The organism is Kitasatospora sp. RG8 (assembly GCF_017813315.1).
GTDB lineage: Bacteria > Actinomycetota > Actinomycetes > Streptomycetales > Streptomycetaceae > Kitasatospora.
This window is the reverse complement of the sequence record NZ_JAGIYX010000001.1, coordinates 296,978-320,660: the sequence shown is the minus strand read 5'-3', so window position 1 is coordinate 320,660 and position 23,683 is coordinate 296,978. Positions and strand designations below refer to the sequence as shown.

Below are 23,683 nucleotides of genomic sequence, written 5' to 3'. Positions count from 1 at the left end.
CGTCAACCCCGGTCGTGCGAGAGCCTCTTCAGCACCTCGTACCCGCCCTGGACGAACCGGCCGTCCAGGGCGGGGCCACAGTTGGCGAGGGCGGCGACCGCCGTGGCGGACCGGGGGCAGAAGCCGACGAAGGCGGTGAAGCCGCGGGTGGCGCCGGAGTGGAAGTAGAGGTCGCGGCCGTCGATCCGGCGGTGGTTCCAGACCAGGGCCAGCTGGTCGGCCGAGCGGGGCAGGCGCAGCCGGGGGCGCTGGACGTCGCGCAGGGCGGTGCCCAACTCGCCCCCGCCCGGCGAGAGGTGGGCCCGGAGATAGCGCAGCAGGTCGGCGCCGCCCGCCCGGACGGCGCCGGCGCCCGGCAGGCCGGGGATGTGCCAGGGTGGCAGCGGGCGGCCACGGCGGTGGCCGGTGGCCCGGCCCGGGGTGTCGCGGCCGGTGGTGGCGGAGCGCAGTCCGAGCGGGCGGCAGACGCGGTCGGCGAGCAGTTCGGCGTAGGTGCCGGCGCCGGTTTCGGCGAGCAGCCGGCCGAGCAGCCCGACGCCGTAGTTGGAGTAGGCGAAGTAGCTGCCGGGCCGGTGGTGAACGGTGGTTCTGGTCAGTCCCGACCTCAACTGCTCGTCCCCGAAGGCGGCGTAGGGGTTGCTGAAGAAGGCGGGGAGGGCGCCGGCCAGCAACCCGGGCGGCAGCCGGGGGAGCCCCGAGGTGTGGGTGGCCAGGTGCAGCAGCCGGATCGGCGCGCCGGAGCGGACGGCGGCGGGCCGCCAGTGACGGGGGAGGTGGCGCTCCACCGGGTCGTCCAGCGTGAGTTCGCCGCGCGCGGCCATGGTCGAGAGCAGCAGGGCGGTGAACGTCTTGGTGACGGAGCCGAGTTCGAAGACGGTCTCCGGAGTGCAGGGCGCGGCGGTGTCCCGGCCGAGCCGCCCGTGGCAGTGGACGGCCTGCCGGTCGCCGGCCGCCACCGCCAGGGTGACGGCGGTCGCGTACGGCGCGGCGGCCCGGACGATCCCGTCCAACTCCGCCTCGCCGGCCGGCCGTTCCACCTAGGCCGCCACGGACGCGCCGCCGAGTGCGCGGGCGAGGGTGGTGGTGGCGGCCACCACGGTGACGACGGCGGTGTGACCGTGGTCGGTGAGCAGCTGCTCGGGGTCGTCGGTGATCGGGTCGGTGTCGCGCGGCACCAGGCCGTCCGCCCGCTGGGCGGCGGCCAGCGCCTGCCACCCGGACGCGCCGGCGTCGGGCTCGCCGATGCAGGCGGCGACGACGAGCAGTTCGCCGACGAGGTCCCACTGGCCGATCTCCTGCCAGATGTCCAGCCAGGCGGGCAGCCAGTCGCCCAGGTAGTCGCGCATCGGGGCGGGCAGGCCGTCGGGCCGGGCGCCCCAGTCGGTGAGGTGGAAGACCGTGTGGGTGACGTCGTAGGCGGTGAGCCAGTCGATCATCCAGGGTTCCGGCGTGGCACCCAGCCAGGTGGCGGCGGCCAGGGCGGACCAGTCCGGCTGCCGGGCCAGCCCGACCACCCGGCGCGCGTTGGCCACCGCGAGGCGGCGGTTGGGCAGGAGCTCCATGGCCTGGACGGCGCGGAGCCCGGCCAGCGACTCCAGCAACCCCTCCAGGACGCGGTGGCGGTAGCCGGCCCGGGCGAAGTGGACGTAGACCTCCAGCGGGTCGGTCATCAGCGGGTAGCGCAACTGCCGTTCGTAGAGCAGGTCCCCCTCGCGCAGCTCCGCCCAGCAGAGGTCGAGGACGCGGCGTGCGATCCGGCTGTCCTCCGCGCCGCCGACCCCCTCGCGCAGCAGCAATCCGGTCGCCAACGCGGCCTCGCCGAGTGGCTTGTAGACGTTGTTGGGGTCGGCCAGGTCGATGGTGGCGTCCTCGGGGAAGCGGCCGAGGCCGTTCTCGTAGCAGCCGTGCAGCCAGCGCAGGGCGCCGGAGGAGACCTGTTGCGCGGTGCGCAGGACGGCGGGTGCGGTCATGCCGGCACTCCTTTCAGCATCCGCTCGGCGATGGCGACCTCGAGTGCGGAGCGGGCACTGCCGTCGCCGGCCGCCCGGATCCGGTCGAGGACCGGGGCGAGGTCGAGCCGGGCCGGGACGCCGTCCGACCCGGTCCGGGCCAGCCAGCGGGCGAGGCGGGCGGCGGTCCGGTGGTCGCGACGCAGCATCGACCGGACGGCTCCGCGGGCCAGGGCCAGGTCGTTGCGGCGCGCCAGTTCGTGGACCGGGCCGTCCAGTCCGGGCAGCGCGAGCGAGGAGAGCTGGGCCATCATCACCGACCAGCGGGGCCAGCCGAGCTCTCCGGGCCCCGGGACGGCGCCGGGTACGTGCTCGGCGGTCACGGCGGCGGCCGGTGTGGTCGGCGCTCCGGCCCGGGTGAGCAGCTGGGCGGTGGCCCGGTCGCGCCAGGCGGTGACGAGCGCGGCCTCCGGCCGGGTGTCGGCGGCGGTGGCAGCGGCGGCCGTGGTGCCGGTGGAGGGGAACATGTCGAGGGCCTGCGCCACCACGAGGGCGGTCGCCGCGTCCGGGGCCCGGCCGTCGAGCAGCCCGGGGGCGAAGGCGTCCGGCCCGAGGATCCGGACGGCCGCCAACTCCGCCCTGGTCGGCGAGGGTTCACCGGTCAGGCCCGGGTCCCGGGGGTCGCCGGTCAGGGCCGGTTCCCCGGTCGGCCCCGGTCCACCGGGAAGGGCCGCACCGGAGGGCGGTGCGCCGTCGTCGGGCCGGGCGGGCGCGGCCGGGCCCCCGCCGCCCCGGAGGGCGTCGAGGACCCGGCCCGCCACTCGCTCGACGGCCGCGGCGTACTCGTCACGGAGGGAGGTGTCGGCGAACGGCATGAGGATTGACTTCTCCTGTTCTGGAGACCGGTGCGTCCGGTGGCCTACCGGGTCTTCTCCTTGGGCTGCTTCGGCGACAGCAGCAGGAGGGCGAGCAGCACGCCGGCGGCTTCTGGGCAGTACGTGGGCGCGTCGCTGACGGCCGCCTCGTCCTCCGTCATCAGCGTGCCGAGCGCGTCGGCCTCGGCCGGCGTGGCAAGCGGGGCCCTCGTGGTGCGCGTGGTCTGAGCAAGCATCAGGTGCCTCCTCATCGAAGATGTCATCGCCTGGCCCGGCGATGCCCCTCTACCGACGATACGGGTGCGAACCGTCTGATGCCACCCCGGTACGCTGCGTGACCGGCGGCGAAGTCCGTTGCCCGGCGCGGGAGGTCGTCGCAGGGGCGGAGCCCGGCGCGCGGCCGGCCGGACCGGGGCGCGTCGCGGATTGCGGTACCCGTCGCCGGGCGTAGTCGGTACGGTCAGGGGCATGACCACTGCCTTGATCACCGGCGCGACCGCCGGCATCGGAGCCGCGTTCGCCCGCCGGCTCGCCCGGAGCGGCTACCAGCTCGTCCTGGTGGCCCGCGACACCGAGCGGCTGGAGCGTTCCGCCGCCGACCTGCAAGCGAAGTACGGCGTCGACGCCGAGGTGCTGACCGCCGACCTCGCCACCGAGGACGGCATCGCCGCCGTGGAGGCGCGGCTGGCCGACGGCGCCCGCCCGGTGGACCTGCTGGTGAACAACGCCGGCTTCGGCAACAAGGGCGCCTTCCTGACCGTCCCGCTCCAGGACGAGCTGGACATGCTGAAGGTGCACGTGGAGGCGATCCTCAGGCTCACCACCGCCGCCCTGCCGGGCATGCGCGAGCGGCACCGCGGCGCGATCGTCAACGTGGCCTCGGTGGCGGCCTTCCTCCCGCGCGGCACGTACGGCGCGAGCAAGGCGTGGGTGGTGAGCTTCACCCAGGGCGTGCAGCGCGACCTCGGCGGTGCCGGGGTGCGGCTGATGGCGCTCTGCCCGGGCTTCACCCGGACCGAGTTCCACCAGCGGGCCGGCATGGGGACGGGCAACATCCCGTCCTGGGGCTGGCTGTCCGCCGAGCGGGTGGTCGACGAGGCGATGCGCGACCTGGCCCGCGGCCGCTCGTTGTCCGTCCCGGGCAAGCGTTACAAGATCGCGGTGGCGATCGCCCGCCTGCTGCCGTCCGGCAAGCTCGGCGGGCTGTCCTCGAAGGCGGCGCGCACCTACCGGACCAACTAGCGGGCCGCGGGGCCCGGGGCGGGCGCGCGAGGCGGCCGCGGGGGCCGCGGGGGCCGGGGCGGTCGGGGGCGGAGGGCGGAGCCGGGGCTCCGCCCGGGAATAGAGCGAGCCTCACTATTAGCTTCGCTAACTATGAGCTATTCTCGCTATGCTGGCGGCCGCCCGACCGCCGTGCCCGCCGTGCCCGCCGCGCGCCCGTGCGGCGTCGTGCCCGCCGCGCGTTCGCGCATCCGATCCAGGGAGGACCGCCCTTGAGGCCCGATGGCATCCGATGGACCCCGCCCGACCGGGCCGCGGACGAACCGCGCCCGCCGGCCCAGTGGCGCCGCATCCTCACGCTGTTCCGCCCGTACACCGGCCGGCTCGTCGTGGTCGGCCTGCTGGTGGCCGCCTCCGCCGTGGTCTCGGTGATATCGCCGTTCCTGCTCAGGGCCGTCCTGGACACCGCCATCCCGCAGGGCCGCACCGGTCTGCTGAGCCTGCTCGCGCTCGGCATGATCGCCGCCGCCGTGGTCAACAGCATCTTCAACGTCCTCCAGACGCTGATCTCCACCACCGTCGGCCAGCGCGTCATGCACGACCTGCGCACCGCCGTCTACGGACACCTCCAGCGGATGTCGCTGGCCTTCTTCACCCGGACCCGCACCGGCGAGGTGCAGTCCCGGATCGCCAACGACATCGGCGGCATGCAGTCCACCGTGACCTCCACCGCCACCTCGCTGGTCTCCAACTTCACGAGCGTGATCGCCTCCGTGGTCGCGATGGTGGCGCTGGACTGGCGGCTCACCGTGGTCTCGCTGCTGCTCCTGCCGCTGTTCGTCTGGATCAGCCGGCGGGTCGGCAACGAGCGTAAGAAGATCACCGCCGAGCGGCAGAAGCAGCTCGCCGCGATGAGCTCGGCGGTGCAGGAGTCGCTGTCGGTCAGCGGCATCCTGCTCGGCCGTACGATGGGCCGCTCCGACTCGCTGGCCAAGGAGTTCACCGGGCAGTCCGACGAGCTGGCCGAGCTGGAGGTGCGCGCCAGCATGGCGGGGCGCTGGCGGATGAACACCATCCAGATCGTGATGGCCGCGATGCCGGCGGTGATCTACTGGGCGGCCGGCCTGGCCGCGGCCGACGGCGCGCCGATCGTCTCCGTCGGCACCCTGGTCGCCTTCGTCTCGCTCCAGCAGGGGCTCTTCCGCCCGACCGTCAGCCTGCTCTCCACCGGCGTGCAGGTGCAGACCTCACTGGCGCTGTTCCACCGCATCTTCGAGTACCTCGACCTCCCGGTGGAGATCGCCGAGCCCGAGCAGCCCGCGGAGCTGGAGGTTCTCCGCGGCGAGGTCCGGTTCGAGGGCGTCGACTTCCGCTACGACCCGGAGCAGGAGCGGCCGACGCTCTCCGGGATCGAGCTCAAGGTGCCGGCCGGCAGCTCACTCGCCGTGGTCGGCGAGACGGGCTCCGGCAAGACCACCCTCAGCTACCTCGTCCCGCGCCTCTACGACGTGACCGGCGGCCGGGTCACCATCGACGGCGTGGACGTCCGCGACCTCTCCTTCGACACGCTGTCCCGCGCGGTCGGCGTGGTCTCCCAGGAAACGTACCTCTTCCACGCCTCGGTCGCCGACAACCTGCGCTTCGCCAAGCCGGACGCCACCGACGCCGAACTGGTCGCCGCTGCCGGGGCCGCGCAGATCCACGACACCATCGCCGGCCTGCCCGACGGCTACGACACCCTGGTCGGCGAGCGCGGCTACCGCTTCTCGGGAGGGGAGAAGCAGCGCCTCGCGCTCGCCCGGACCATTCTGCGCAACCCGCCGGTGCTGATCCTGGACGAGGCCACCAGCGCGCTGGACAACCGCACCGAGCACGCCGTCCAGCAGGCCATCGACACCCTCGCGGCCGGCCGGACCACCATCACCATCGCGCACCGGCTCTCCACCGTCCGGGCCGCGGACCAGATCGTCGTGCTGGACCGCGGCGAGGTGGCCGAGCTGGGCACCCACGACCAACTGGTCGAGGCGGACGGCCGCTACGCCGCGCTGCTGCGCCGCGAGGCGCCGGTGGCCGCGGCGCTGGGGCGCGCGTAGCGGCCGCGTGTTGCCGGGGCGGCGTGCTGTCCGTCCTGCGTGCCGTCGGTCCTGCGTGCCGTCGGTCCTGCGTGCCGTCGGTCCCGCGTGCCGTCGGCCCGGTGTGCTGTGGGCACCCGGGCCCGGCGGGCGTCGGGGCCCTCAGGCCGCCTTGGGGATCTCGTTGTAGGTCTCCGCGACCTCCTGGCCGGAGAGCTCCTGGATCGCCCGCATCACCTCGTCGGTGACCTGGCGGCGGGCCTTGAGCGAACGGGCCTGGCCGTGCAGCTCGTCGAAGTGCAGGGGCTCGCCGAAGCGGACCGTCACCTTGCGGACGCGGGGGACTCGCTTGCCGACCGGCAGGATCTGTTCCGGTCCCTCCAGCGCGACCGGCACCACCGGGACACCGGCGGTGAGCGCCAGCCAGGCCACGCCGGTCTTGCCGCGGTAGAGGCGGCCGTCGAGCGAGCGGGTGCCCTCCGGGTAGATGCCGAAGGCCTTGCCGTCCTCCAGGATCTCCAGCGCCGACTCCAGCGAGGCCTGCGCCGAGCGGTAGGTGCCGCGCTCGACCGGCACCGCGCCGATCGCCTCGAAGAAGCCCCGGGACAGCGCGCCCTTCAGCCCGGGGCCGGTGAAGTACTCGGCCTTGGCCAGGAAGTGCACCCGGCGCGGGGCGGTCATCGGGATGACCACGCTGTCGATGAAGGAGAGGTGGTTGCTGGCCAGGATCACGCCGCCCTTGCGCGGCACGTTCTCCAGGCCCTCGATGGTGGGCCGCCAGATCCCCCGCGCGAGCGGTTTCAGCACCAGCTTGGTGACGAGATCGAGCATGGTCCCTCCCAGGACGAGCACGCCCGGGAGGAGCCCGGGCTTGAACATTCGACTACCGACGGTCCGTCCGTCCCCGGCCGGGCCGGGAATCAGACCCGCAGACTACGACACCCACCCCCGAGGCCGTCCACTCCCGGAGGCCGTGGCGCTCGCCACGGCCGGGTAGGGTACCGCCGTCGGAAAGAAAGACAGATCAGCAGGTCGTCGTGATCGGCGGATCAGCAGTTCAGCAGTTCATCAGTTCCCTCAGGAGGGGCCTACCCATGGCAGACGTCGACACCATCCGCGCGGCCTTCGACAAGTTCGACGTGAACGGCAACGGCCGGATCACCGCCGCCGAGTACGCCAAGGTCGCGCGTGAGCTCGGCGACCTCACCACGTCGATCTCGATGGCCGAGGCCATCATCAAGCAGATGGACACCAACCACGACGGCGAGCTGACCTTCGACGAGTTCCTGGCCGCGCGCCAGGGCTGAGTCGGCCGAGGCCGCACGGGCGGGGCTCCGGGACTCCCGGGGCCCCGCCCTTCGCCTTACCGGGGCCGGCGCAAAGGCCCGGCCGGCCCGGCCGGGTTGGCCTCAGCCCCGGACCGGGAACACCCGGCGGACCACCCGCTCCGACGCCCCGCCGTCGTCCCACGGGCAGAACCGCTCGCGGAACCGCGCCCGCGCGTCCGGCTCCGGGTCGCCCGCCAGCAGCGCCTTCGCCAGCCCGTCGGCGTCCACCGTGACCGCGCCCGGCGGCTGCTCGAACAGGTCGAAGTAGACGCCGCGGTTCGTGCGGTACTCGTCCCAGTCCGGCGCGAAGATCACCACCGGCCGGTCCAGCACGGCGTAGTCGAACATCATCGACGAGTAGTCCGTGACCAGCACGTCCGCCGCCAGGTAGAGGTCCTCCACGGTCGGGTGGGCCGAGACGTCCACGATCTCCGCGGCCCCCGCGCCCGCCGTCAGGTCGCCCGGGCCGCCGGTGTGGAAGTAGTGGGTGCGGACCAGCAGCGTGAAGCCCGGCCCGAGCCGCCGTGCCAGCTCGCGGACGTCCAGCAGCGGCACGTACCCGCCCTTGGCCTCGCGGTGCGTCGGCGCGTACAGCACCGCCGTGCGGCCCGGGGCCAGGCCGAACCGCTCGCGCATCGCGGCCGTTTCGGCCGGGGTGGTGTTGGCCAGCCGGTCGTTGCGCGGGTAGCCGGAGTCCAGCATCTCGTACCGGCCGGGGAAGGCCCGGGCGAAGTGCTCGCTGGTGTGCGGGTTGGAGGAGACCAGGAAGTCCCAGCGGTCGACGGCCTCCTGCAAGCGGTCGAAGTCCATCCCGTCCGCCGCCACGGGGTGGTCCTTGAGGTCCATCCCCATCGCCTTCAGCGGCGTGCCGTGCTGCGTCTGGACGTGCACGGTGCCCGGCCGCTTCGCCATGGTCCGCGGGAAGTTGACGTTGTTGACGAAGTACTTGGCCGTCGCCATCGCCTTCAGGTACGCGGGTGTGTTGACGATCACGTACGGGACCCCGGCCGGCAGCGTGGCCGCCTGGGTGCTGTTCTCCACCACCCAGACGCCCCGCACGTCCGGGGCCAGCTCCTTCGCCTTCTCGTAGATCGCCGCCGGGCTGCACGCGTAACCCCGGTGCCAGTAGGCCGCGTAGACCGCCAGGTGCTCGTCCAGGGGCAGTCGGCGGAACGCGTTGTAGGCAGTGAAGCGCGCACCGCTGCGCACGCCCTTCCGGACCCCCTTCTTCACGGCCGGCGCGACCGCGCGCGCCCCGCGCTTGAGCTCGCGCGGCAGCCGTCCGGTGCGGCGCAGCTCCGCGTACGTGACCCGGGCGCCCCGCGCCGCCAGCCGGTACTGCACGCCGCGCAGGCCGCCGGGGAAGCGGTAGCCGGCCGGGCGGTGGCGGGCGAAGTGCTCGGAGATCCGGCGGAAGAACTCCTTGCGCCGCTCCACGGGGACCAGCCCGGGGGTGTCGTAGACGGTGAGCGCCTGCTTGACGGTGCGGTCGAAGACGAGGGTGCGCAGCGAGTCCGGCACCGGGCGGCCGGGCCGGTCGGGGCGGTCGAGGAAGGCGAAGATCGCGTCGTACTGGGCGAAGGCGTCGGCGTGCTTGGGGGAGGCGGTGGAGGTGATCGCGCCCGCCCGGCCGCGCCGGTAGAAGTAGCAGGGGCGGTCGAGGTAGCGCAGCCGCCCGGCCGCGAGCAGGGCGGGATAGGTGACCGAGATGTCCTCGTAGTAGCCGCGCCCGAAGGAGACGCCGAGGCCGAGCAGGAACGCGCGGCGGAAGACCTTGTTCCAGACCGACATCACGGTCTGGAACAGCGCCGGGTGCTCGGCGAGGGTGGCGCCGTCGGTCAGCGGGGAGCCGGCCATCACGTGGCGCCAGGGGTTGGGCTCCGTCCCGCCGTCCGGGTAGACGTGGGTGAAGTCGGTGAGCAGCACGTCGGCCGGGGTCTCGCGCCGGCGTTCCTGGTCGAGCTCGTCGAGGAGGGCGGGGACGGTGCCCTCGGGCAGCCAGTCGTCGCTGTCGACGAACCAGACGTACTCGCCGCGCACCTCGGGCAGGGCCGCGGTACGGGCGCCGCCGAGGCCCTGGTTCTCGGTGAGGTGCAGCACGCGCAGCCGCGGGTCGCGGGCCGCGTACTCGTCCAGGATCGCGCCGCAGTGGTCGGGGGAGAGGTCGTCGACCGCGATCACCTCGAAGCGGGACTCCCCGGCGGGAGCGGCTTCCAGGATCGAGTCGAGGCAGCGGGGCAGGTAGCGCTCCACCCCGTGGACCGGGAGGACGATGCTGAGGAGGACTGGCACGCTGGCCGAGTCTACCGAGCGCGACCGGGGCGGGGGCCGGGCGGGGGCCGCTCGGGGCCGGGGCCCGGAACCGCCGGTGCCGGGCCCCTCGCGGGGCGGCACCGGCAGCCTGGTGGCGGCCCGGCCGACCCTCTACGGCCGGCCGCCGGTCCGGGCACCTCCCGAGCCTGGCCACCGCAGCGTCGAGGCGGCCGGGCAGTGGCTCGGGGGAGCCGGAGATCTTCAGCAACCGGTGATCATCGATTCGATCGATGTTCACCAGTCGAACGCACAGGCGGCCGGGGAGTGGCCCTGTGCGGTCAAAGAAGATATTGCTTGGAGGTTTCGCCCGCGTCAATCCCTCGATTGCGTTCACTTTCTGAAGTGATTGTCCTAGGGATTTGTCGAGGTGTCGCTAGGAGAGCCGCGCGACGGAGAAGGGCGGGCGCGAGGCGGGCGCGGAGTGCGGACGGTGACCGACGGTGACCCTGTGCGCCCGGCGCGTGCCACCCGGGCAGGGCGCCGGGTCAGTGCCTCCGTGGACCCGGTGACGTGCGGCCGGTCGTGCACCATCATTGATGCCTAGTCGTGACCGCTCGAGTGGCCCCTGGTGCGCCGTCAGTTGACGCCGCACGATACGGTGGCAGAACACCAGGACGGTTGCGCGAAGACCGTCTATCACGGATAGTCTTCGCCTCACGGCCCTGGCGCCTCGTAGGGGTGGGAATACTGATGGAACACATGCAAGTGCGGACTCGGCCTCGTGTGCCGGCGATCCAGTGCGGTGTCGGCGCGACCGGCCGTCGGATCGACCGTCACCTGGCTGTGCTCGGCGCGCCCGCACTCTCGGCGGTGGACACCGCCGAGGCGCTCGGGTTGATAAGGGAGCTGACGCCACGCGGCGCCGGCGCCCCCACGGCCCCGCGCCGCCACGTGCGGGTGAGGCTGCTGGCGCCGCTGCGCCGGCTGCGGCGGAGCCTGTTCGGGAGTCGCGGCTAGGGCGGTTGCCCCCCGCGCCGACCGGCATCCGGCCCGACGGACCTCAGGGACCGTCGGGTCTTTGGTGTGTCCGGATGCGGGGCGCGCCCGTCCGCACGGGCCGGGGGTGCTGGCACGGCACGGGCGCGGGCAGGGGCGGGCGTCCGGGCTCGCCGAGGTGCCGAACCTGTCAGCGTACGAGATTTTGCCTCCTTGGCAAGGAGAGTCGGCGAGGCGGACCGCCAGATCCCCTCGTGTGGGTGAGGATGACGCCATGGCGGACAACATCCACTCCACCCCCTTCCACACCACCACCCTTGAGATCACCACGGGCAGCCGCGAGGTCGCACTCGACATCACCGACCGCTGCGCCGAGTTCCTCAACGACCGGGCCGCCGGGCGCGACGGCCTGCTCAACGTCTTCGTGCCGCACGCCACGGCCGGCATCGCCGTCCTGGAGACCGGTTCGGGCAGCGACGAGGATCTCCTGACGACCCTGCGCGAGCTGCTCCCCGCCGACGACCGCTGGCGCCACCGGCACGGCAGCCCCGGCCACGGGCGTGACCACGTCGTCCCGGGCCTGGTCGCCCCGCACGCCACGCTGCCAGTGATCGGCGGCCAACTCGCCCTGGGCATCTGGCAGTCGGTCGTCCTCGTCGACACCAACGGCGACAACCCGCACCGGACGGTCCGGCTGTCCTTCCTGGGGTGACGGGCTACCCGGCCGCCGCGGCCCCGCCGGGGTCGGCGGGTTCGGCCGGGGCGGCGTGGTCGTCGGCCGGGTGAACGGGGTCGGCGAGGCCGGTAGGGGCGGCGGCCCCGCCGGGGTGGACGGGTTCGGCCGGGGTCGCGGCGCGGACCGGTTCGGTCGGGTCGTCGGGCCCGATGGCGGCGGTGGCGACCGCGGCGAGGTAGCCCTCGATCGCCAGGTACTGGCAGAGCACCGCGACCGGACGGCCGAGCCGCGCGTACCAGGCGGCGAGCCGGGCGAACGCGGTCACCTCGAACCACACCTCGCCCGCCGCGTCCATGCTCACCAGGAACGCCTCCTCGCCGCACTCCGGATGCCCGGGCAACGTGCCGTAGGCGAAGCCGATCCGGTCCGGCTCGTCGACCGTCCACACCACCCGGCAGGGGATCACCACGCGGGGCCACCGCAGTCGGGGCGGACTCAGCCGCAGCAGGACGGTCGCACCCTCCTCGGCCGGGGCGTACGGGTGGACGGCGAAGCCGGTGCCGAGCTGGCAGCCCCAGCCGAGCACGTACCGCCCGGCCCGTTCCAGTACGGCGCGTCCGTGACCGAGGTGGATGCGCCGCCGCAGCTGCGCGTACCCGGCCGGCAGCCGGGGCCCCAGGGTGGCGCCCACCTCGGGGTAGTTGGGCGAGGCGGCGCGGGCGGAGGCCAGGATCTGGGCGAGGTCAGCGGGCACGGGGCCACCGTACGGGAGGCGGGCCACCGGGATCGTGGCGGGTGCGGGTGCGGGTGCGGGTGCGGGCGCGGCAGGGGCGGATCCGTGGCCGGGTGTCGTCGTGGCCGGGTCTCGTTGCACGCGGAAGTCGTGGTCGCCGGGTCCCGGGGTCGCCCGGTCCCGGGGTGGTCGCGGCCCGGCGCGAGCGGCTGCCGTCGCGATCGGGTGTCCGTGCGATCGGGTGTCCGTGCGACGGGGTGTCCGTGCGACCGGGTGTCCTTGCGAGCGGGCGGGGGAGCGGAGTAGGAAGGCGGCATGAGCAGCGAGGCAGCGGTGACGGCGGAAGTGGCGGCGGGCGGTACGGCGGCGGTCGGCTCGGCGACGGGTCAGGACGGCCTGGTGTGCGCCCCGGCGCCGGCCGCGGCCGAGGCGGCACAGGCCGCGCTGGTGCACGACCCGGGGCTGTCCGGGCCGCGCGCCGACTGCGTGCTCTGCGGTGAGCCGACCGAGCTGCCCGCCGACCACCCGGGCACCACGCTCTGCCCGGTCTGCGCCTGGCAGCAGGCACAGCGGATCGCCTGCTCCGGCTGACCCCCGGGCGTTCCCGTCGGCCGTCCTCCGCGCGCGGGCCGTGCTACGTGTTCTCCCGGCCCGCCAGGGTGAGGGTCGAGCCGTGTCGGCCCTTGCTGACCAGCAGCTGGGCCGGAATCCGGGACTTCAGGTCGGCGACGTGGCTGACGATGCCGACCGCGCGGTCCCGCTCGCGGAGGCCGTCGAGGACGTCCATGACCTCCTCCAGTGCCTGTTCGTCCAGCGTGCCGAAGCCCTCGTCGATGAAGAGCGTGTCCAGCGGCATGCCGCCCGCCTCGTCCGTGACCACGTCGGCCAGGCCGAGGGCGAGGGCCAGCGAGGCGAAGAAGCTCTCGCCGCCGGAGAGCGTCGCGGTGTCCCGCTCGGTGCCGGTCCAGGCGTCCACCACGCGCAGCGCCAGGCCCGAGCGCTTGGTGCCGGTGCCCCGGTCGTCGCTGTGGACGAGTGTGTAGCGGCCGCCCGACATCCGCACCAGGCGGTCGCTGGCGGCCGCCGCCACCTGCTCCAGCCGGGCCGCCAGGACGTACGACTCCAGGCGCATCCGGAGCCGGTTCTCCGCCGAGGTGCCGGCGGCGAGGGTGGCGAGCCGGTTGATCCGGCCGAACCTGTCCAGGGCCGGCGCCAGCGAGGCGGCCAGCCCGGTCAGCTCCCGGCCGATCGCCGCGAGCGCCTCGCGTCGCTCGCGGGCCGCCTCCTGCGCGGCGTGCGCCCGGCGCAGCCGGTCGACGGCCGCCTGGAGCCGGGACTGCGCGCCGGGCACGTCCGCCGGCGGACAGGCCGCAGCCGCGGCCAGCTCCGGCTCCGTCAGCTGCTGCTGGACCGCGGCCAGCTCCGCCTGGTACCGCGCCAGCCGGGCCTCCAGCTGCTCGCGCCGCTCCCGTGGCAGCAGGACGGCCGCGGCCTCCTCCACGCCCGGGAACCCGGCCGCCTCGGCGGCCCGCGCCAGCTCTCCGGAGGCCTCCTCCAGCCGCTCGGCCGCCGCCCGGGCGGCCCGCGCCGCCTCCGCGGAGGCCGCCACGGCCTCGGTGAGGCGGGCCAGCTCCGAGGCCCGGCCGGCCACCGAGGGCGCGTCGCCCCGGGCCGCCTCGACCCGGCGGCCCAGCTCCTCCTGCTCGGTGCCGAGAGCCTCGGCCCGGGCGGTCAGTGCGGCCGTGCGCTCGCCGGCGTCGCGAAGCTCGGCGAGCCGGCGGTTCTGGTCGTCCGTCAGCCGCTCGATCTGGCGGGTGACCGGGCCCAGCCCCTCCGCAGCCCGCAGCGCCTCGCGGCGTTCCCGCTCGACCTCGGCGAGCGCCTCGGCGATGACCCCGGCACTCTCCGGCCCGGCCGCCCCCGCGGCGGACGCCTCGCGCACCTGCAGGCCGGCCAGCTCCCGCTCGGCGGCGTCGGCCGCCTGCTCGGCCACGGCCTGGGCGGCCCGGGCCCGGTCCTCGTCCGCCGCGCCGACCTGCCCGCCGGACGGCCGGGCCGGCTCCGGGTGCTCCGGTGAACCGCAGACCCGGCAGGCCTCGCCGGCCCGCAGCTGCTCCGCCAGCTCGGCGGCCATGCCGGTGAGCCGGCGCTCGCGCACGTCCTGGCTGTGTTCGCGGGCGTCCAGGGCCTCGGCGCGCCGGGCGAGTGCGAGCGGCGCGGCGGCCCTGATCTCCTCGCGCAGCGCGTCCCGGCGGCGGGCCGCGGCCAGTCGCTGCGTCACCTCGCCGTGCCGGGCGTCCAGCTGTTCGACCCGGGTGCCCGCGGCCCGGGCGGCGGCCTGCACCTCCTGCAGCGCGGCGAGCCGCCCGTCGAACTCGGCCAGCCAGTCGGCCGCCTCCTCGGCGAGCTCCTCGGCCCTGCGCCGGTCCGCGTCCAGCGACGCCTGCTCCCGGCCGAGTGCGGCGCACCGGACCTCGTCGGCCTGGGCCGCCTCCAGCCGGACGACCTCGGCGCGCAGCCGTTGCTCGGCGGCGGCGAGCTCCTCGGCGCCGGCGCGGGCCAGCGCTGCGCCTTCGCCGCCGGGCGCACCGGCCAGCGCCTCCCGTCGGCGGTGCTCGTTCTCGACGGCCGCCCGGTGGGCCTCGGCGGCGGTCCGGCGCAGGTGCAGCACCGACTCCACCCCGACGGCCGCCTGGGCGTCGGCCAGCCGACGGCGGTCGCGCTCGACCTCCGGACCGGCCCCGGTGAGGCGGGCCGCCTCCTGCGCCGCCGCCTGGTGGCGCCGCTGCCGGCCGGCCAGCTCCTCGGCGTCGGCCCGGGCGCGCTGCGCAGCGCGGTGGCCGGCCTCGGCACCGGCGAGCGCGGCGTCGGCGACGGCCAGCTGCTCGGCGGCGCCGTTGCGCAGGATGGCGGCCCAGCCGAGCACGTCCGCGGTGAGGCCGGCGGCGGCGTGGGCCGGCTCGTCCTCGCCGGGCACCCAGGCCGCGGCCGGCTCGGCCTGCGGGCCGGCGGCCTGTTCGGCCCTGCTGCACAGGTCGCGCAGGCGCCGGCGCCCGGCCAGGACGGCGGCCTCCTGGGCCCGTCGCTGCTCGGCCAGCCAGGCCTCGACGTGCTGGAACCGCTCGGTGTCGAACAGCCGCCGGAGCAGCTTGCCGCGCTCCTCCGAGTCGGCCCTGAGGAAGCGGGCGAAGTCGCCCTGCGGCAGCAGCACCACCTGGCAGAACTGGTCCCGGCTCATCCCGACCAGCCGGTGGATCTCCTCCCCGGCCTCCTGGTGGGACTTGCTGACGGCCCGCCAGCCGGGGGAGCCGTCACCGCCGTCGGAGCCGTCCGCGGACCACTCGCGCAGCAGGGTCTGGGCTCGCTCGACGGTCGTCCCCTTGCCGACCTTCTTCGGCCGCGGCTGCTCCGGGAGGCGGGTGATCTGGAGCCTGCGCCCGCCGAGCGTCAGCTCCAGCCGGACCTCGGTCAGCCGGCGCGGGTCGGCGTGGTCGCTGCGCAGCCGGTTGACCCGGCGCGTGCCGGGCACCTCGCCGTAGAGGGCGTAGCAGACGGCGTCCAGCACGCTGCTCTTGCCCGCGCCCGTGGCCCCGCGCAGCAGGAAGAGGCCGCCGGAGGCGAGCGCGTCGAAGTCCACCGTTTCGGTGCCGGCGAACGGGCCGAAGGCGGTGACGGTGAGTTTGTGCAGCCTCATCGGGGCAGTTCCGCCTTCCGGTCGCCGGTCTGCCGGACGGTCTCGAATCCCTCGCGGAGCCAGCCGAGCTCGTCCTGGTCCGGCTCCGCGCCGGGGCGGACGTGCCGCAGGAAGCCCTCGGCGATCTCCAGGTCGGCCCGCCCGCTCACCCGCGCCGCGTACGACCGGGCGGGGGCGGCCTCGCTCTCCTCGGGGTCGAACAGCAGCTGGAGGGTGTGCGGGAAGCGCCGGCGCAGCCGCTCCATCGGCTCGCCGGGGCGGCCCGGATCGGTCAGCGTCGCCTGCACCCAGGACTGCTCGTGCTCGGTGTACCGCTCGTCGGTGAGCAGCTCGTCGAGCCGGCCGCGCAGGCAGGCCAGCGGGCGCGGCTGCGGGCAGTCGACCCGCTCGGCGGCCACCGAGCCGTCCGCCGCCAGGTCGACCAGCCACATGGTCTTGCGCTGCCGGGCCTCGGAGAAGGAGTAGGCGAGCGGCGAGCCGCTGTAGCGCAGGTGCGGGGCGAGCGTCTGGCAGCCGTGCAGGTGGCCGAGGGCGGCGTAGTGCACGCCGTCGAAGACGGACGCGGGCACCGAGGCGACGCCGCCGACCGCGATGTCCCGCTCGCTGTCGCTGGGCGCGCCACCGGTGACGAAGGCGTGTGCCAGCACCACCGCGCGGGTGCCCGCGGGGCGGGCCGCGAGGTCGGCCCGGACGGCGTCCATCGCCGCGCCGAGCACCGCCGCGTGGCCGCCGCGCTCCAGCCCGAACTGCCCGCGGACCAGCGTCGGCTCCAGGTAGGGCAGCCCGTAGACGGCGACCGGCCCGTGCTCGTCGGCCAGCAGGACGGGCTCCGCGCACTTGCCCGGGTCGGTCCGCAGGTGGACGCCGGCCTCGCCGATCAGGCCGGCCCCCACGCCCAGCCGGCGGGCCGAGTCGTGGTTGCCGCTGATGAACACCGTGGGCACGCCCAGGCCGGCCAGCCGGTGCAGCACGTCGTCGAACAGGGCGACCGCCTCCAGGCCCGGCAGTGCCCGGTCGTACACGTCGCCGGCGACCAGCACGGCGTCGACGCGCTCGGCCCGGACCACGGCGACGAGGTGGTCCAGGAAGGCGCGCTGGGCGTCGTGGAGGCTCTCCCGGTGGAAGGAGCGCCCGAGATGCCAGTCGGAGGTATGCAGCAGTCGCATGGTCCCCGACCCTAACGCCCGGCACTGACAACGCGGCCGGAACAGGGGACCCGGGGGTCCCGCGGAGCGGGCTGCCGCCGGGCGGGGCGCTCTCCGCCGCCGGATCGTCGCTCCCGGTGCATTGTCAGTGACGCTGCGTATGGTCCGGATCGCCGGCGCCACTCCGGAGCGACCGGTGCGAACTCGTGGGAGGAACCATGTCCGAGCAGTCCCGGTTCTTCGGCCTCGCCGGGCCCCTGGTGCGCCGGGCGCACCGGGCGCGCGTCCGTGCGTGGGCGGGTGTGGGTGCGGCTACAGGTACAGCGGGCGCGAGTACGGGCGGGCGGCCGGGGTCGTCCGGTCGGGTGTCCGGGCGGCGGCCGGGGCCGGCCGGGCCGTCCGGGGGCGGTCGCGCGGGCGGCCCGCCGGGTGGTCCGTCGTCGGGCGGGTGGTCCGCCGGGAGGGGCGGCGCCCGGCCGACGGGCGGCGGCGTGCGAGGTGCGGGCGGAGCGGGTCCGGGCGGCCCCGGCGGCACCGGAGGTCCGGGTGGGCCCGGCGGCCGGGCACGGCAGCGGGGCCGGGCGCGCGGGGCTCCGCCGCCGCTGCCGGTGGCGGTCGCGCTGGCCGTCCGCCAGGCCGACTTCGCCGGCCTGGCCCGCCACGGCCTGTTCGGCGGCCTGGCCTTCCGGGAGTACCTGAGCCGGACGGAGTCCCAGCTCAGAGCCCTGTGCGGACAGGGGGTGGAGGTGCACCTGCGGGTGCTCGACCCCGCCGACTACGAGGACTACTGCGAGGCCCTCGGCTTCGACCCGGGTGGCGCGGCCGCCCGCGTCGCGTACGCGGCCGACCCGGAGCTGGCCGGCGAGCCCTTCGTCTACGCGGGGGAGCGGCTGGCCGGGCTGCTCCCGGCGCTGGCCGACGACCACCGGGCCAGGGTGCGGATCACCATCGCCTGCACCGCGCTGCTGGACGCCCTCGGCGAGGGCCCGGCCGGGCAGCCCCGGATGGTCGCGGTCATGACGTACGTCACCTCGGTCTTCCTGGCGGTGGCGGAGGGGGCCGGGGAGGGGCGTCACCTGCTGACCCTGCGGTGTCACGGGCCGGAGGACGGCGAGGAGCTCACCGCCGCCGCGGACGTCCGGGTCCGGGGCGGCCGCCTCCTCGACGCCGGCCGGGACACCGAGGCGCTCTGCGTCACCCTGGCGGCGGGCGTGGCCGCCGGCGGCGCGGGCGCGCTGCTGCTGCACGGCGATCCGGCGGCGCCGGGCGGGCAGGAGGTGCGGGGCTGGGCCCTGGAGGGCGGCCGGATGCGGCCGATGTCCGCCCAGGAGGTGTTCGACTCGCTCGCCGACGACGTCGGCCGGGGCCTGCCGTTCCCGCCGGGCGCCGTGCCGCTGCCGGGCTTCGCACTGCCGGGCCCTGGGCAGCCGGGGCCCGTGCCGCCGGGTGCGGCGCCGGGTGACGGGGCCGGCCCCGGCGGGGTGCGCGAGGACGGCGGTGAGCCCTTGGGGTGACCAGGGACTTAGGACCTCCGTGTCCACCAAGCGGCGCTGGGGACTGTTCATCGACCGCCTGTTCGGGGAAGATTTCGGGGAAGATCAACAGCAGGAGCCGGCGGTGCCCCACGCCGTCGTTCCGGCCGCTCCGCCCTGAACCGCGCACCGCAGGTCCTCCCCGCGCACCGCCGGTCCGGCGAGCCCGACACCGAAAGGGGGACGCATGAGCCGGATCGAGTACAGCGCGGAGATCGCCGAGCTGCTCGGCAAGGTGCGACGGCGTCCCACCGCGGGCTGGCCGTGGCGGCCCGGGGAGCAGGTGCCCGACGGACTGCCGGTGAAGCAGTCGTGGGGCTGGTTGTTCGCCCCCGACGGCCGGGTGCTGACCCTGGTCAACCCCAAGGACGGCATCGTCTCGCTCCCGGGCGGGTCGCTGGAGCCCGAGGACGAAGGCGAGCCGGGCTCCGCCCTGGCCCGGGAGGCGGCCGAGGAGGCCCAGGCGCTGATCGGCACGCCGTACTACCTCGGCTACCTCTACGACCGGGTCGGCTCGGCCAACGGCGGGCACGAGTGCGCGCGGGTCCGGATGGCCGCGGCGCTGCGGGCCGTCGGTCCGAGCGCGCCCGACCCGGCATCGGGCCGGCACTACCGGAGGCTGCTGGTCGCGCCCGGCCTCGCGGTCGAGTTGCTCGGCTGGGGCGCGCCCGGCCTGCGGCAGGCCCGGGCGGCGGTGTCGGCCGGCGTCCGGTGGCTCGGCGTGCCCGCGGCCGCCAACGAGGCGATCGAGGAGCTCCCGGCGGAGGGCTGCGAGGTCTTCCCCGGGGCGGTCCGCGGCAGCGCCGGCGCCGCTCACCCCGGCGGGGAGTGACGGGGAGCCGCGGAGGCACACCCCCGGCGGGCTGCTCCACCACGTCGACCTCCGGACGTGCGCCTCGTCGCCGCGCGGGCCCGCTGGGTGCCGTGCCGCCCACCGGACGCCGCGCGTCGATGCCGGGAGCGGCAGCACACCGGATGGCCGGTCGGGGAGCCGGGCGGGAGGCTTCCACGCCGGCGCGCCCGTGAGGCCGGCCGGGCGGACCGCCCTGGGTCCGGTCGGCGTACCCGGGGGTCCGGCCGGCGCATCCGGCGCATCCGGCGCACCCGGGGGCCCAGTCGGCGGAGCCCCGGTGGACCCCCGGTGGACCCGTTCGGCGTACCCGTGGATCCGACCGGAGCACCCGTGACCGCCGCCGACGTGTCCCGGAAACCCTCCACAGCGCTGCCGGGCGCTCCTCCGGACGAGTGAGTTGCGGCGGGGTGCCGCGGACCTTGTCCAGGGCGCCTGGCCAGCGCACTTTCCTTTGACCGTGGCGCAGTTCACCTCGCGTCCGTCCGACCGACCGTCAATTGCCTTGGCATGACCACTTCCCGGGATACCTACTGCCTGGTATCAAATTCTGTGACTCACGTCACTCTCTGGAGGTGTCATGCTGCGCCCCACCCGCTCCATGTCAGTCGCCGCCTTCGCGGCACTCCTCACCCTGACCACCCTCTTCACCGCCTCGTCCGCCCACGCGGCCGGTGTCAACTACGCCGCCCTGGGGGACTCCTACGCCTCCGGCGTCGGTGCCGGCAGCTACACGAGCGAAAGCGGAAGCTGCAAGCGGAGCACCAACGCCTACCCCTACCTCTGGAAGAACGCGCACGCGCCGTCGTCCTTCTCCTTCGTCGCCTGTTCCGGCGCCAGAACCGGTGACGTCCTCAACAACCAGCTCTCGGTGCTGAACTCCGGCACCACGCTGGTCAGCATCAGCATCGGCGGCAACGACGCGGGCTTCGCCAGCACCATGCAGACCTGCGTGCTGGACACCGAGAGCGCCTGCCTCAACGCCGTCGCCACCGCGAAGAACTACGCCAACAACACCCTGCCCGGCCAGCTCGACCAGGTCTACGCGGCCATCCACGCCAAGGCCCCCAACGCCCGTGTGGTCGTGCTGGGTTACCCCCACCTCTACAAGATCGGCGGCAGCTGCATCTTCGGCATCGGCGACACCAAGCGCTCCGCCATCAACAGTGCGGCGGACGTCCTGGACGGCGTCATCGCCAAGCGTGCCGCCAATGCGGGCTTCGCCTTCGGTGACGTCCGCAGCATTTTCACCGAGCACGAGATCTGCGGTTCCAGCACCACCTGGCTGAACAGCACCACCCTGCCCGTCGACGAGAGCTACCACCCGAAGGCGGCCGGCCACTCGGGCGGCTACCTGCCGGTCTTCTCGGCCCAGGTGTAGCCGAACCCGGGCCTGGCGCCACCGGTTCGGTGGCGCCCGCCGGACCTGGTGAGGCCGCGCGGCTCCGGTCGCGTCCGCCGGTTCCGGTAGGGCCCGCCTGCCCCCACCCGTCCTCCGGGTGGGGGCAGGCGGCCACGGGGCCGGCGGCCCACCCCCATCAGGGGCCCGGCCCCTCGGCGGTCCGGTCCCTCATCACCCCGGTCCCTCAGGGCCTCGGCGGGAACGGGATGCCGGCGAGCACCGGCAGCAGCTCCCGTTCCTCGTGGTCCAGGTGCGCCTCCAGCTCGGCCGACAGCCGCGTCAGTTCGGCCCGGAACCGCTCCGGCTCGGCCACCCCTATCCCGGCCAGCAGCCCCACCAGCTCGTCCTTGATCCGGCCGACCGAGCGGTGTTCCTCGCCCAGGCGCACGAGCGTCTCCCGGAGCTGCGGATGGCTGCGCGCCAGCGCGGGGAAGATCGCTGCGTCCTCGCCGTTGTGATGGTGGGTCAGCCCCTCGCAGAGTGCGAGGCAGTGTTGGCGGATCTGCAGCCCGAGGCCCGGTGGCCGGCCCTCGCCCGCGGGCCCGGCCGCGAAGTGCGCCTCCGTCTCGGTCCGGACGTGCCGCAGTTGGGCGCGCAGCCAGGCGTGGACCTCCAGCAGCTTGTCCGCCAGGGTGGCCACCTCACGCGGCTGCGCCTCGGGCCGCTCCAGCACCACCACCGGCAGTACCCGTGCGGTGTGCGCCTGATAGTCGCCGTACCCCGGCGCGACGCGCACCACCGCCTCGAACAGCCGGTTCCGCCGGGCGCCCTCGGCCGGCACCGCGACCGCCTCGAACACCTCCGACCCGAGCTCGATCCGCACCACCGGCCGGGCGAGCAGATTGCGGTACCACTGCGGGTGCTCCGGAGCGCCGGCCGCCGAGGCGACGACCAGCAGCAGCCCGTCCGCCCGTACGTATCCGAGCGGCACGGTGTGCTCCTGCCCGGACCGGGCGCCGACGGTGGTCAGCAGGAGCAGGTCGCCGCCTTCGAAGGGGCCGCCGACCCTTCCGGCGTTGGCGCGGAATTCCTCGATGATCGCTTGATTGAAAGACATGGGCATACGCCTGTGGGATCTCCGAACAAGGGGGAGTGAAGGCGGCGGCGGCGCACCTGCGCACGGGCGCGGCAGAAGGGAGCCCGCGGGCGGGCGCCGTCGCAGCCGTTGACGTCAGATCAGGGGAGCGGAGTAAGAACTCATCGCGCATCGTCCCTCTGTGAAAGGTGCCCGCTCGGCTGTCGGCCGGCCCAGTTCTCTTTGGCCGACGCCACGCTGCACGCCTCACATTAGAGCCATCCGCCCGGCCGCCTGTCAACGAGCAAGATCGTCGGGCTGGGGGCCGGCGTCGCGAAACCCAGGTGCCCGACCGGTGGTGGGTGGTGGACGATCCCGGCATGGAACGCATGGCCGATATCGACCGGGCGGCCGGGGAGTTGGCCGCGCGGACCGGCCGGTGGCGCGCGGCCGGCCTGGTGGACTTCCTGTCGGGCGACGAGGCCGGCCCGATCCCGGCGCAGGGCATCACCTCGGCCGCGGCCTTCGGCAGGCGGCTCGACGGGTGGTGTACCGGGTCTTCGGCGTCCGACCGTAACCCGCCGCCGCCGCTGCCGGCAGGGGCAGGGGCAGGGGCAGGGGCAGGGGCGGGGGCAAGGTCAAGGCACGTGCAGGGCCAGGCTCCGGGCGCCGGCCGTGGACCCGGCGCCCGGAGCAGGCCCGGGGTCGCCCTGCCGGTCCCCCCGGGATCGGCGGAGCGGCCCCGCACCGGTCAGTGCAGGTAGGAGCTCAGACCGGCGGGCTTGAGGCCGGCCGCGTCGGCGGCGGCGAGGGCGCGCTGGAGGTCGCCGGCGAGGGTGTCGGTCCAGTGCATCAGCACGACGTCACCGGGCGACAGGGTGCCCTCGTGCCAGATGTTGGAGGCGCCCCAGCTGAAGTCGGCGTCCGCCGTGAGGACGGTGCGCATGCCGCAGTTTGCCGCCGCCTGGAGGGTGTCGGCGTTCCACGCGAAGTACGGCGGCCGGAAGACGGTCGGGGCGGTGCCGAAGATGCGGGTGAGCGAGTCCCGGGCGTCGCAGATCTCGACCTGCTGCTCGGCGGGCGAGAGCTTGGTCAGGTCGGTGTGGGAGACGCTGTGGTCCTGCGCGGAGGAGCCGGGGACGGCCGTGACGCGCCGGAAGAAGTCGGGGTCGGTGGCGGCCGGCATCGGCAGCGGGAAGGCGGTGATCGGCAGCTTGTGGTCGGTGATGAACCTCTCCGCCTCGGGGGTGCGCTGCCAGCCGTCGTCCACGGTGAAGAAGACCACCTTGTCGGTGGTCGGCACCGAGCCGGAGCCGGTCGCGGGGGCCGGGGCCGGGCCGTCCACCCGGACGTCGTCGACGGCGAACGGGCCCTGCTGGTACCAGCCGTGGACGTAGAGCCGCACGGTGTGCGCGTCGGGACCGGTGGTGAAACGGGTGGTCAGCTGCTGCCAGCCGCCGTGGGTGGTCTCCGTCCAGGCGGGGGCGACGTCGCGGCCGGTGCCCGTGGCGCCCAGGTGGACGAACGCGCCGCGGACCCAGGCCGAGGCGGTGTACGTGGTGTTGGGCTGGACGGAGACGGTCTGGGCGCACTCGCCGTTGGAGTCGTCGCCGGCCGGGGTGACGGCGAGGGCGGAGCCGCCGGAGTGCGGGGCCGAGGTGGTGACGGCGGCCTCGGCCGGGCCGCCGGTGCAGCGCCAGCCGGGGACGCTGCCCCAGTCGGCCAAGGAGGAGGCGGGGATCTCGAAGCCGGGGTTGGTCGCCAGGTTGGCAGCGGTGCCGACGGGGGTCGTTGCCGTTGCCGTTGCCGCGACCGGCTCGGCGGACGCCGGGGCGGCGAGGCCACAGACGGCGAGCGACGCGCAGGCGGCCAGCGCGGACAGGCGTGCGGACCGCCGCGGGAACGCGGACGGGCGGGAGGACATGGACACGTGAGGACTCCT

20 protein-coding genes are annotated in these 23,683 nt (G+C 75.1%); 9 read left to right on the top strand and 11 right to left on the bottom strand.

Going from position 1 to position 23,683, the window contains the following annotated elements; translation table 11 throughout:
- Nucleotides 1-2: 2 nt before the first annotated feature.
- The 4 genes from J5Y04_RS01400 to J5Y04_RS01385 are packed head-to-tail and all read right to left on the bottom strand — an operon-like array spanning nt 3 to nt 3,060.
- Nucleotides 3-1,037, bottom strand: a complete 1,035-nt coding sequence (locus tag J5Y04_RS01400) for a serine hydrolase domain-containing protein (RefSeq protein ID WP_307852868.1) — start codon at nt 1,035-1,037, stop codon at nt 3-5.
- The gene (locus tag J5Y04_RS01395; RefSeq protein ID WP_209409207.1) at nt 1,038-1,970 is read right to left on the bottom strand and encodes a hypothetical protein; all 933 of its coding nucleotides are present in this window, start codon (nt 1,968-1,970) and stop codon (nt 1,038-1,040) included.
- Nucleotides 1,967-2,824 carry a hypothetical protein gene (locus tag J5Y04_RS01390; protein WP_209409195.1) on the bottom strand — a complete coding sequence of 286 codons (858 nt, stop codon included), beginning with the start codon at nt 2,822-2,824 and terminating at the stop codon, nt 1,967-1,969. Before J5Y04_RS01390 ends, J5Y04_RS01395 begins: the two co-directional genes overlap by 4 nt.
- A gap of 44 nt (nt 2,825-2,868) precedes the next feature.
- Nucleotides 2,869-3,060, bottom strand: a complete 192-nt coding sequence (locus J5Y04_RS01385; RefSeq protein WP_209409192.1) for a hypothetical protein — start codon at nt 3,058-3,060, stop codon at nt 2,869-2,871.
- 232 nt (nt 3,061-3,292) lie between these two features.
- Here J5Y04_RS01385 and J5Y04_RS01380 point away from each other — a divergent pair, with 232 nt between their 5' ends.
- Both J5Y04_RS01380 and J5Y04_RS01375 read left to right on the top strand, forming a co-directional pair.
- Nucleotides 3,293-4,066, top strand: coding sequence for an SDR family oxidoreductase (locus tag J5Y04_RS01380; protein ID WP_209409189.1), 774 nt, complete (start codon nt 3,293-3,295; stop codon nt 4,064-4,066).
- 251 nt (nt 4,067-4,317) lie between these two features.
- Complete coding sequence (locus J5Y04_RS01375) at nt 4,318-6,138, top strand: ABC transporter ATP-binding protein (protein WP_209409187.1); 1,821 nt, start codon at nt 4,318-4,320, stop codon at nt 6,136-6,138.
- Between the two features lie 141 nt (nt 6,139-6,279).
- On the opposite strand, the gene J5Y04_RS01370 is transcribed toward J5Y04_RS01375, so the two are convergent.
- Entirely contained in the window at nt 6,280-6,948 is a 669-nt protein-coding gene (locus J5Y04_RS01370; RefSeq protein WP_209409185.1) for a 1-acyl-sn-glycerol-3-phosphate acyltransferase, read from the bottom strand.
- A gap of 263 nt (nt 6,949-7,211) precedes the next feature.
- Between J5Y04_RS01370 and J5Y04_RS01365 the strand changes: the two genes are divergently transcribed.
- Nucleotides 7,212-7,424, top strand: a complete 213-nt coding sequence (locus J5Y04_RS01365) for an EF-hand domain-containing protein (RefSeq protein WP_209409183.1) — start codon at nt 7,212-7,214, stop codon at nt 7,422-7,424.
- A gap of 102 nt (nt 7,425-7,526) precedes the next feature.
- On the opposite strand, the gene J5Y04_RS01360 is transcribed toward J5Y04_RS01365, so the two are convergent.
- Complete coding sequence (locus J5Y04_RS01360) at nt 7,527-9,737, bottom strand: bifunctional glycosyltransferase family 2 protein/CDP-glycerol:glycerophosphate glycerophosphotransferase (protein WP_209409181.1); 2,211 nt, start codon at nt 9,735-9,737, stop codon at nt 7,527-7,529.
- A gap of 711 nt (nt 9,738-10,448) precedes the next feature.
- Here J5Y04_RS01360 and J5Y04_RS01355 point away from each other — a divergent pair.
- Nucleotides 10,449-10,715, top strand: coding sequence for a hypothetical protein (locus tag J5Y04_RS01355; RefSeq protein WP_209409179.1), 267 nt, complete (start codon nt 10,449-10,451; stop codon nt 10,713-10,715).
- 253 nt (nt 10,716-10,968) lie between these two features.
- The gene (locus J5Y04_RS01350) at nt 10,969-11,406 is read left to right on the top strand and encodes a YjbQ family protein (protein WP_209409176.1); all 438 of its coding nucleotides are present in this window, start codon (nt 10,969-10,971) and stop codon (nt 11,404-11,406) included.
- A gap of 4 nt (nt 11,407-11,410) precedes the next feature.
- On the opposite strand, the gene J5Y04_RS01345 is transcribed toward J5Y04_RS01350, so the two are convergent.
- Complete coding sequence (locus J5Y04_RS01345) at nt 11,411-12,124, bottom strand: DUF1990 domain-containing protein (RefSeq protein ID WP_307852866.1); 714 nt, start codon at nt 12,122-12,124, stop codon at nt 11,411-11,413.
- A gap of 294 nt (nt 12,125-12,418) precedes the next feature.
- Between J5Y04_RS01345 and J5Y04_RS01340 the strand changes: the two genes are divergently transcribed.
- Entirely contained in the window at nt 12,419-12,694 is a 276-nt protein-coding gene (locus J5Y04_RS01340) for a hypothetical protein (protein ID WP_209410093.1), read from the top strand.
- 43 nt (nt 12,695-12,737) lie between these two features.
- Here the strand turns inward: J5Y04_RS01340 and J5Y04_RS01335 are convergent, their stop codons facing one another.
- Nucleotides 12,738-15,797 (bottom strand): AAA family ATPase, encoded by a 3,060-nt coding sequence (locus tag J5Y04_RS01335; protein ID WP_209409173.1) that lies wholly within the window; start codon nt 15,795-15,797, stop codon nt 12,738-12,740.
- Nucleotides 15,794-16,963, bottom strand: a complete 1,170-nt coding sequence (locus J5Y04_RS01330; protein WP_209409169.1) for an exonuclease SbcCD subunit D — start codon at nt 16,961-16,963, stop codon at nt 15,794-15,796. Before J5Y04_RS01330 ends, J5Y04_RS01335 begins: the two co-directional genes overlap by 4 nt.
- 587 nt (nt 16,964-17,550) lie before the next feature.
- Between J5Y04_RS01330 and J5Y04_RS01325 the strand changes: the two genes are divergently transcribed.
- The 3 genes from J5Y04_RS01325 (at nt 17,551) to J5Y04_RS01315 (ending at nt 20,705) form a co-directional block, all read left to right on the top strand.
- A complete protein-coding gene (locus tag J5Y04_RS01325) occupies nt 17,551-18,456 on the top strand; it encodes a hypothetical protein (RefSeq protein ID WP_209409166.1) in 906 nt (301 codons plus the stop codon).
- Between the two features lie 205 nt (nt 18,457-18,661).
- On the top strand, nt 18,662-19,306 hold the full coding sequence (locus J5Y04_RS01320; RefSeq protein ID WP_209409164.1) for a hypothetical protein: 645 nt from the start codon (nt 18,662-18,664) through the stop codon (nt 19,304-19,306).
- A gap of 598 nt (nt 19,307-19,904) precedes the next feature.
- Nucleotides 19,905-20,705, top strand: a complete 801-nt coding sequence (locus J5Y04_RS01315; RefSeq protein ID WP_374105932.1) for an SGNH/GDSL hydrolase family protein — start codon at nt 19,905-19,907, stop codon at nt 20,703-20,705.
- A gap of 205 nt (nt 20,706-20,910) precedes the next feature.
- On the opposite strand, the gene J5Y04_RS01310 is transcribed toward J5Y04_RS01315, so the two are convergent.
- Nucleotides 20,911-21,789: a nitroreductase/quinone reductase family protein gene (locus tag J5Y04_RS01310; RefSeq protein WP_209409161.1), complete on the bottom strand. Its 879-nt coding sequence runs from the start codon at nt 21,787-21,789 to the stop codon at nt 20,911-20,913.
- A gap of 703 nt (nt 21,790-22,492) precedes the next feature.
- Nucleotides 22,493-23,665, bottom strand: a complete 1,173-nt coding sequence (locus J5Y04_RS01305; protein WP_245204078.1) for a polysaccharide deacetylase family protein — start codon at nt 23,663-23,665, stop codon at nt 22,493-22,495.
- Between the last annotated feature and the right edge of the window lie 18 nt (nt 23,666-23,683).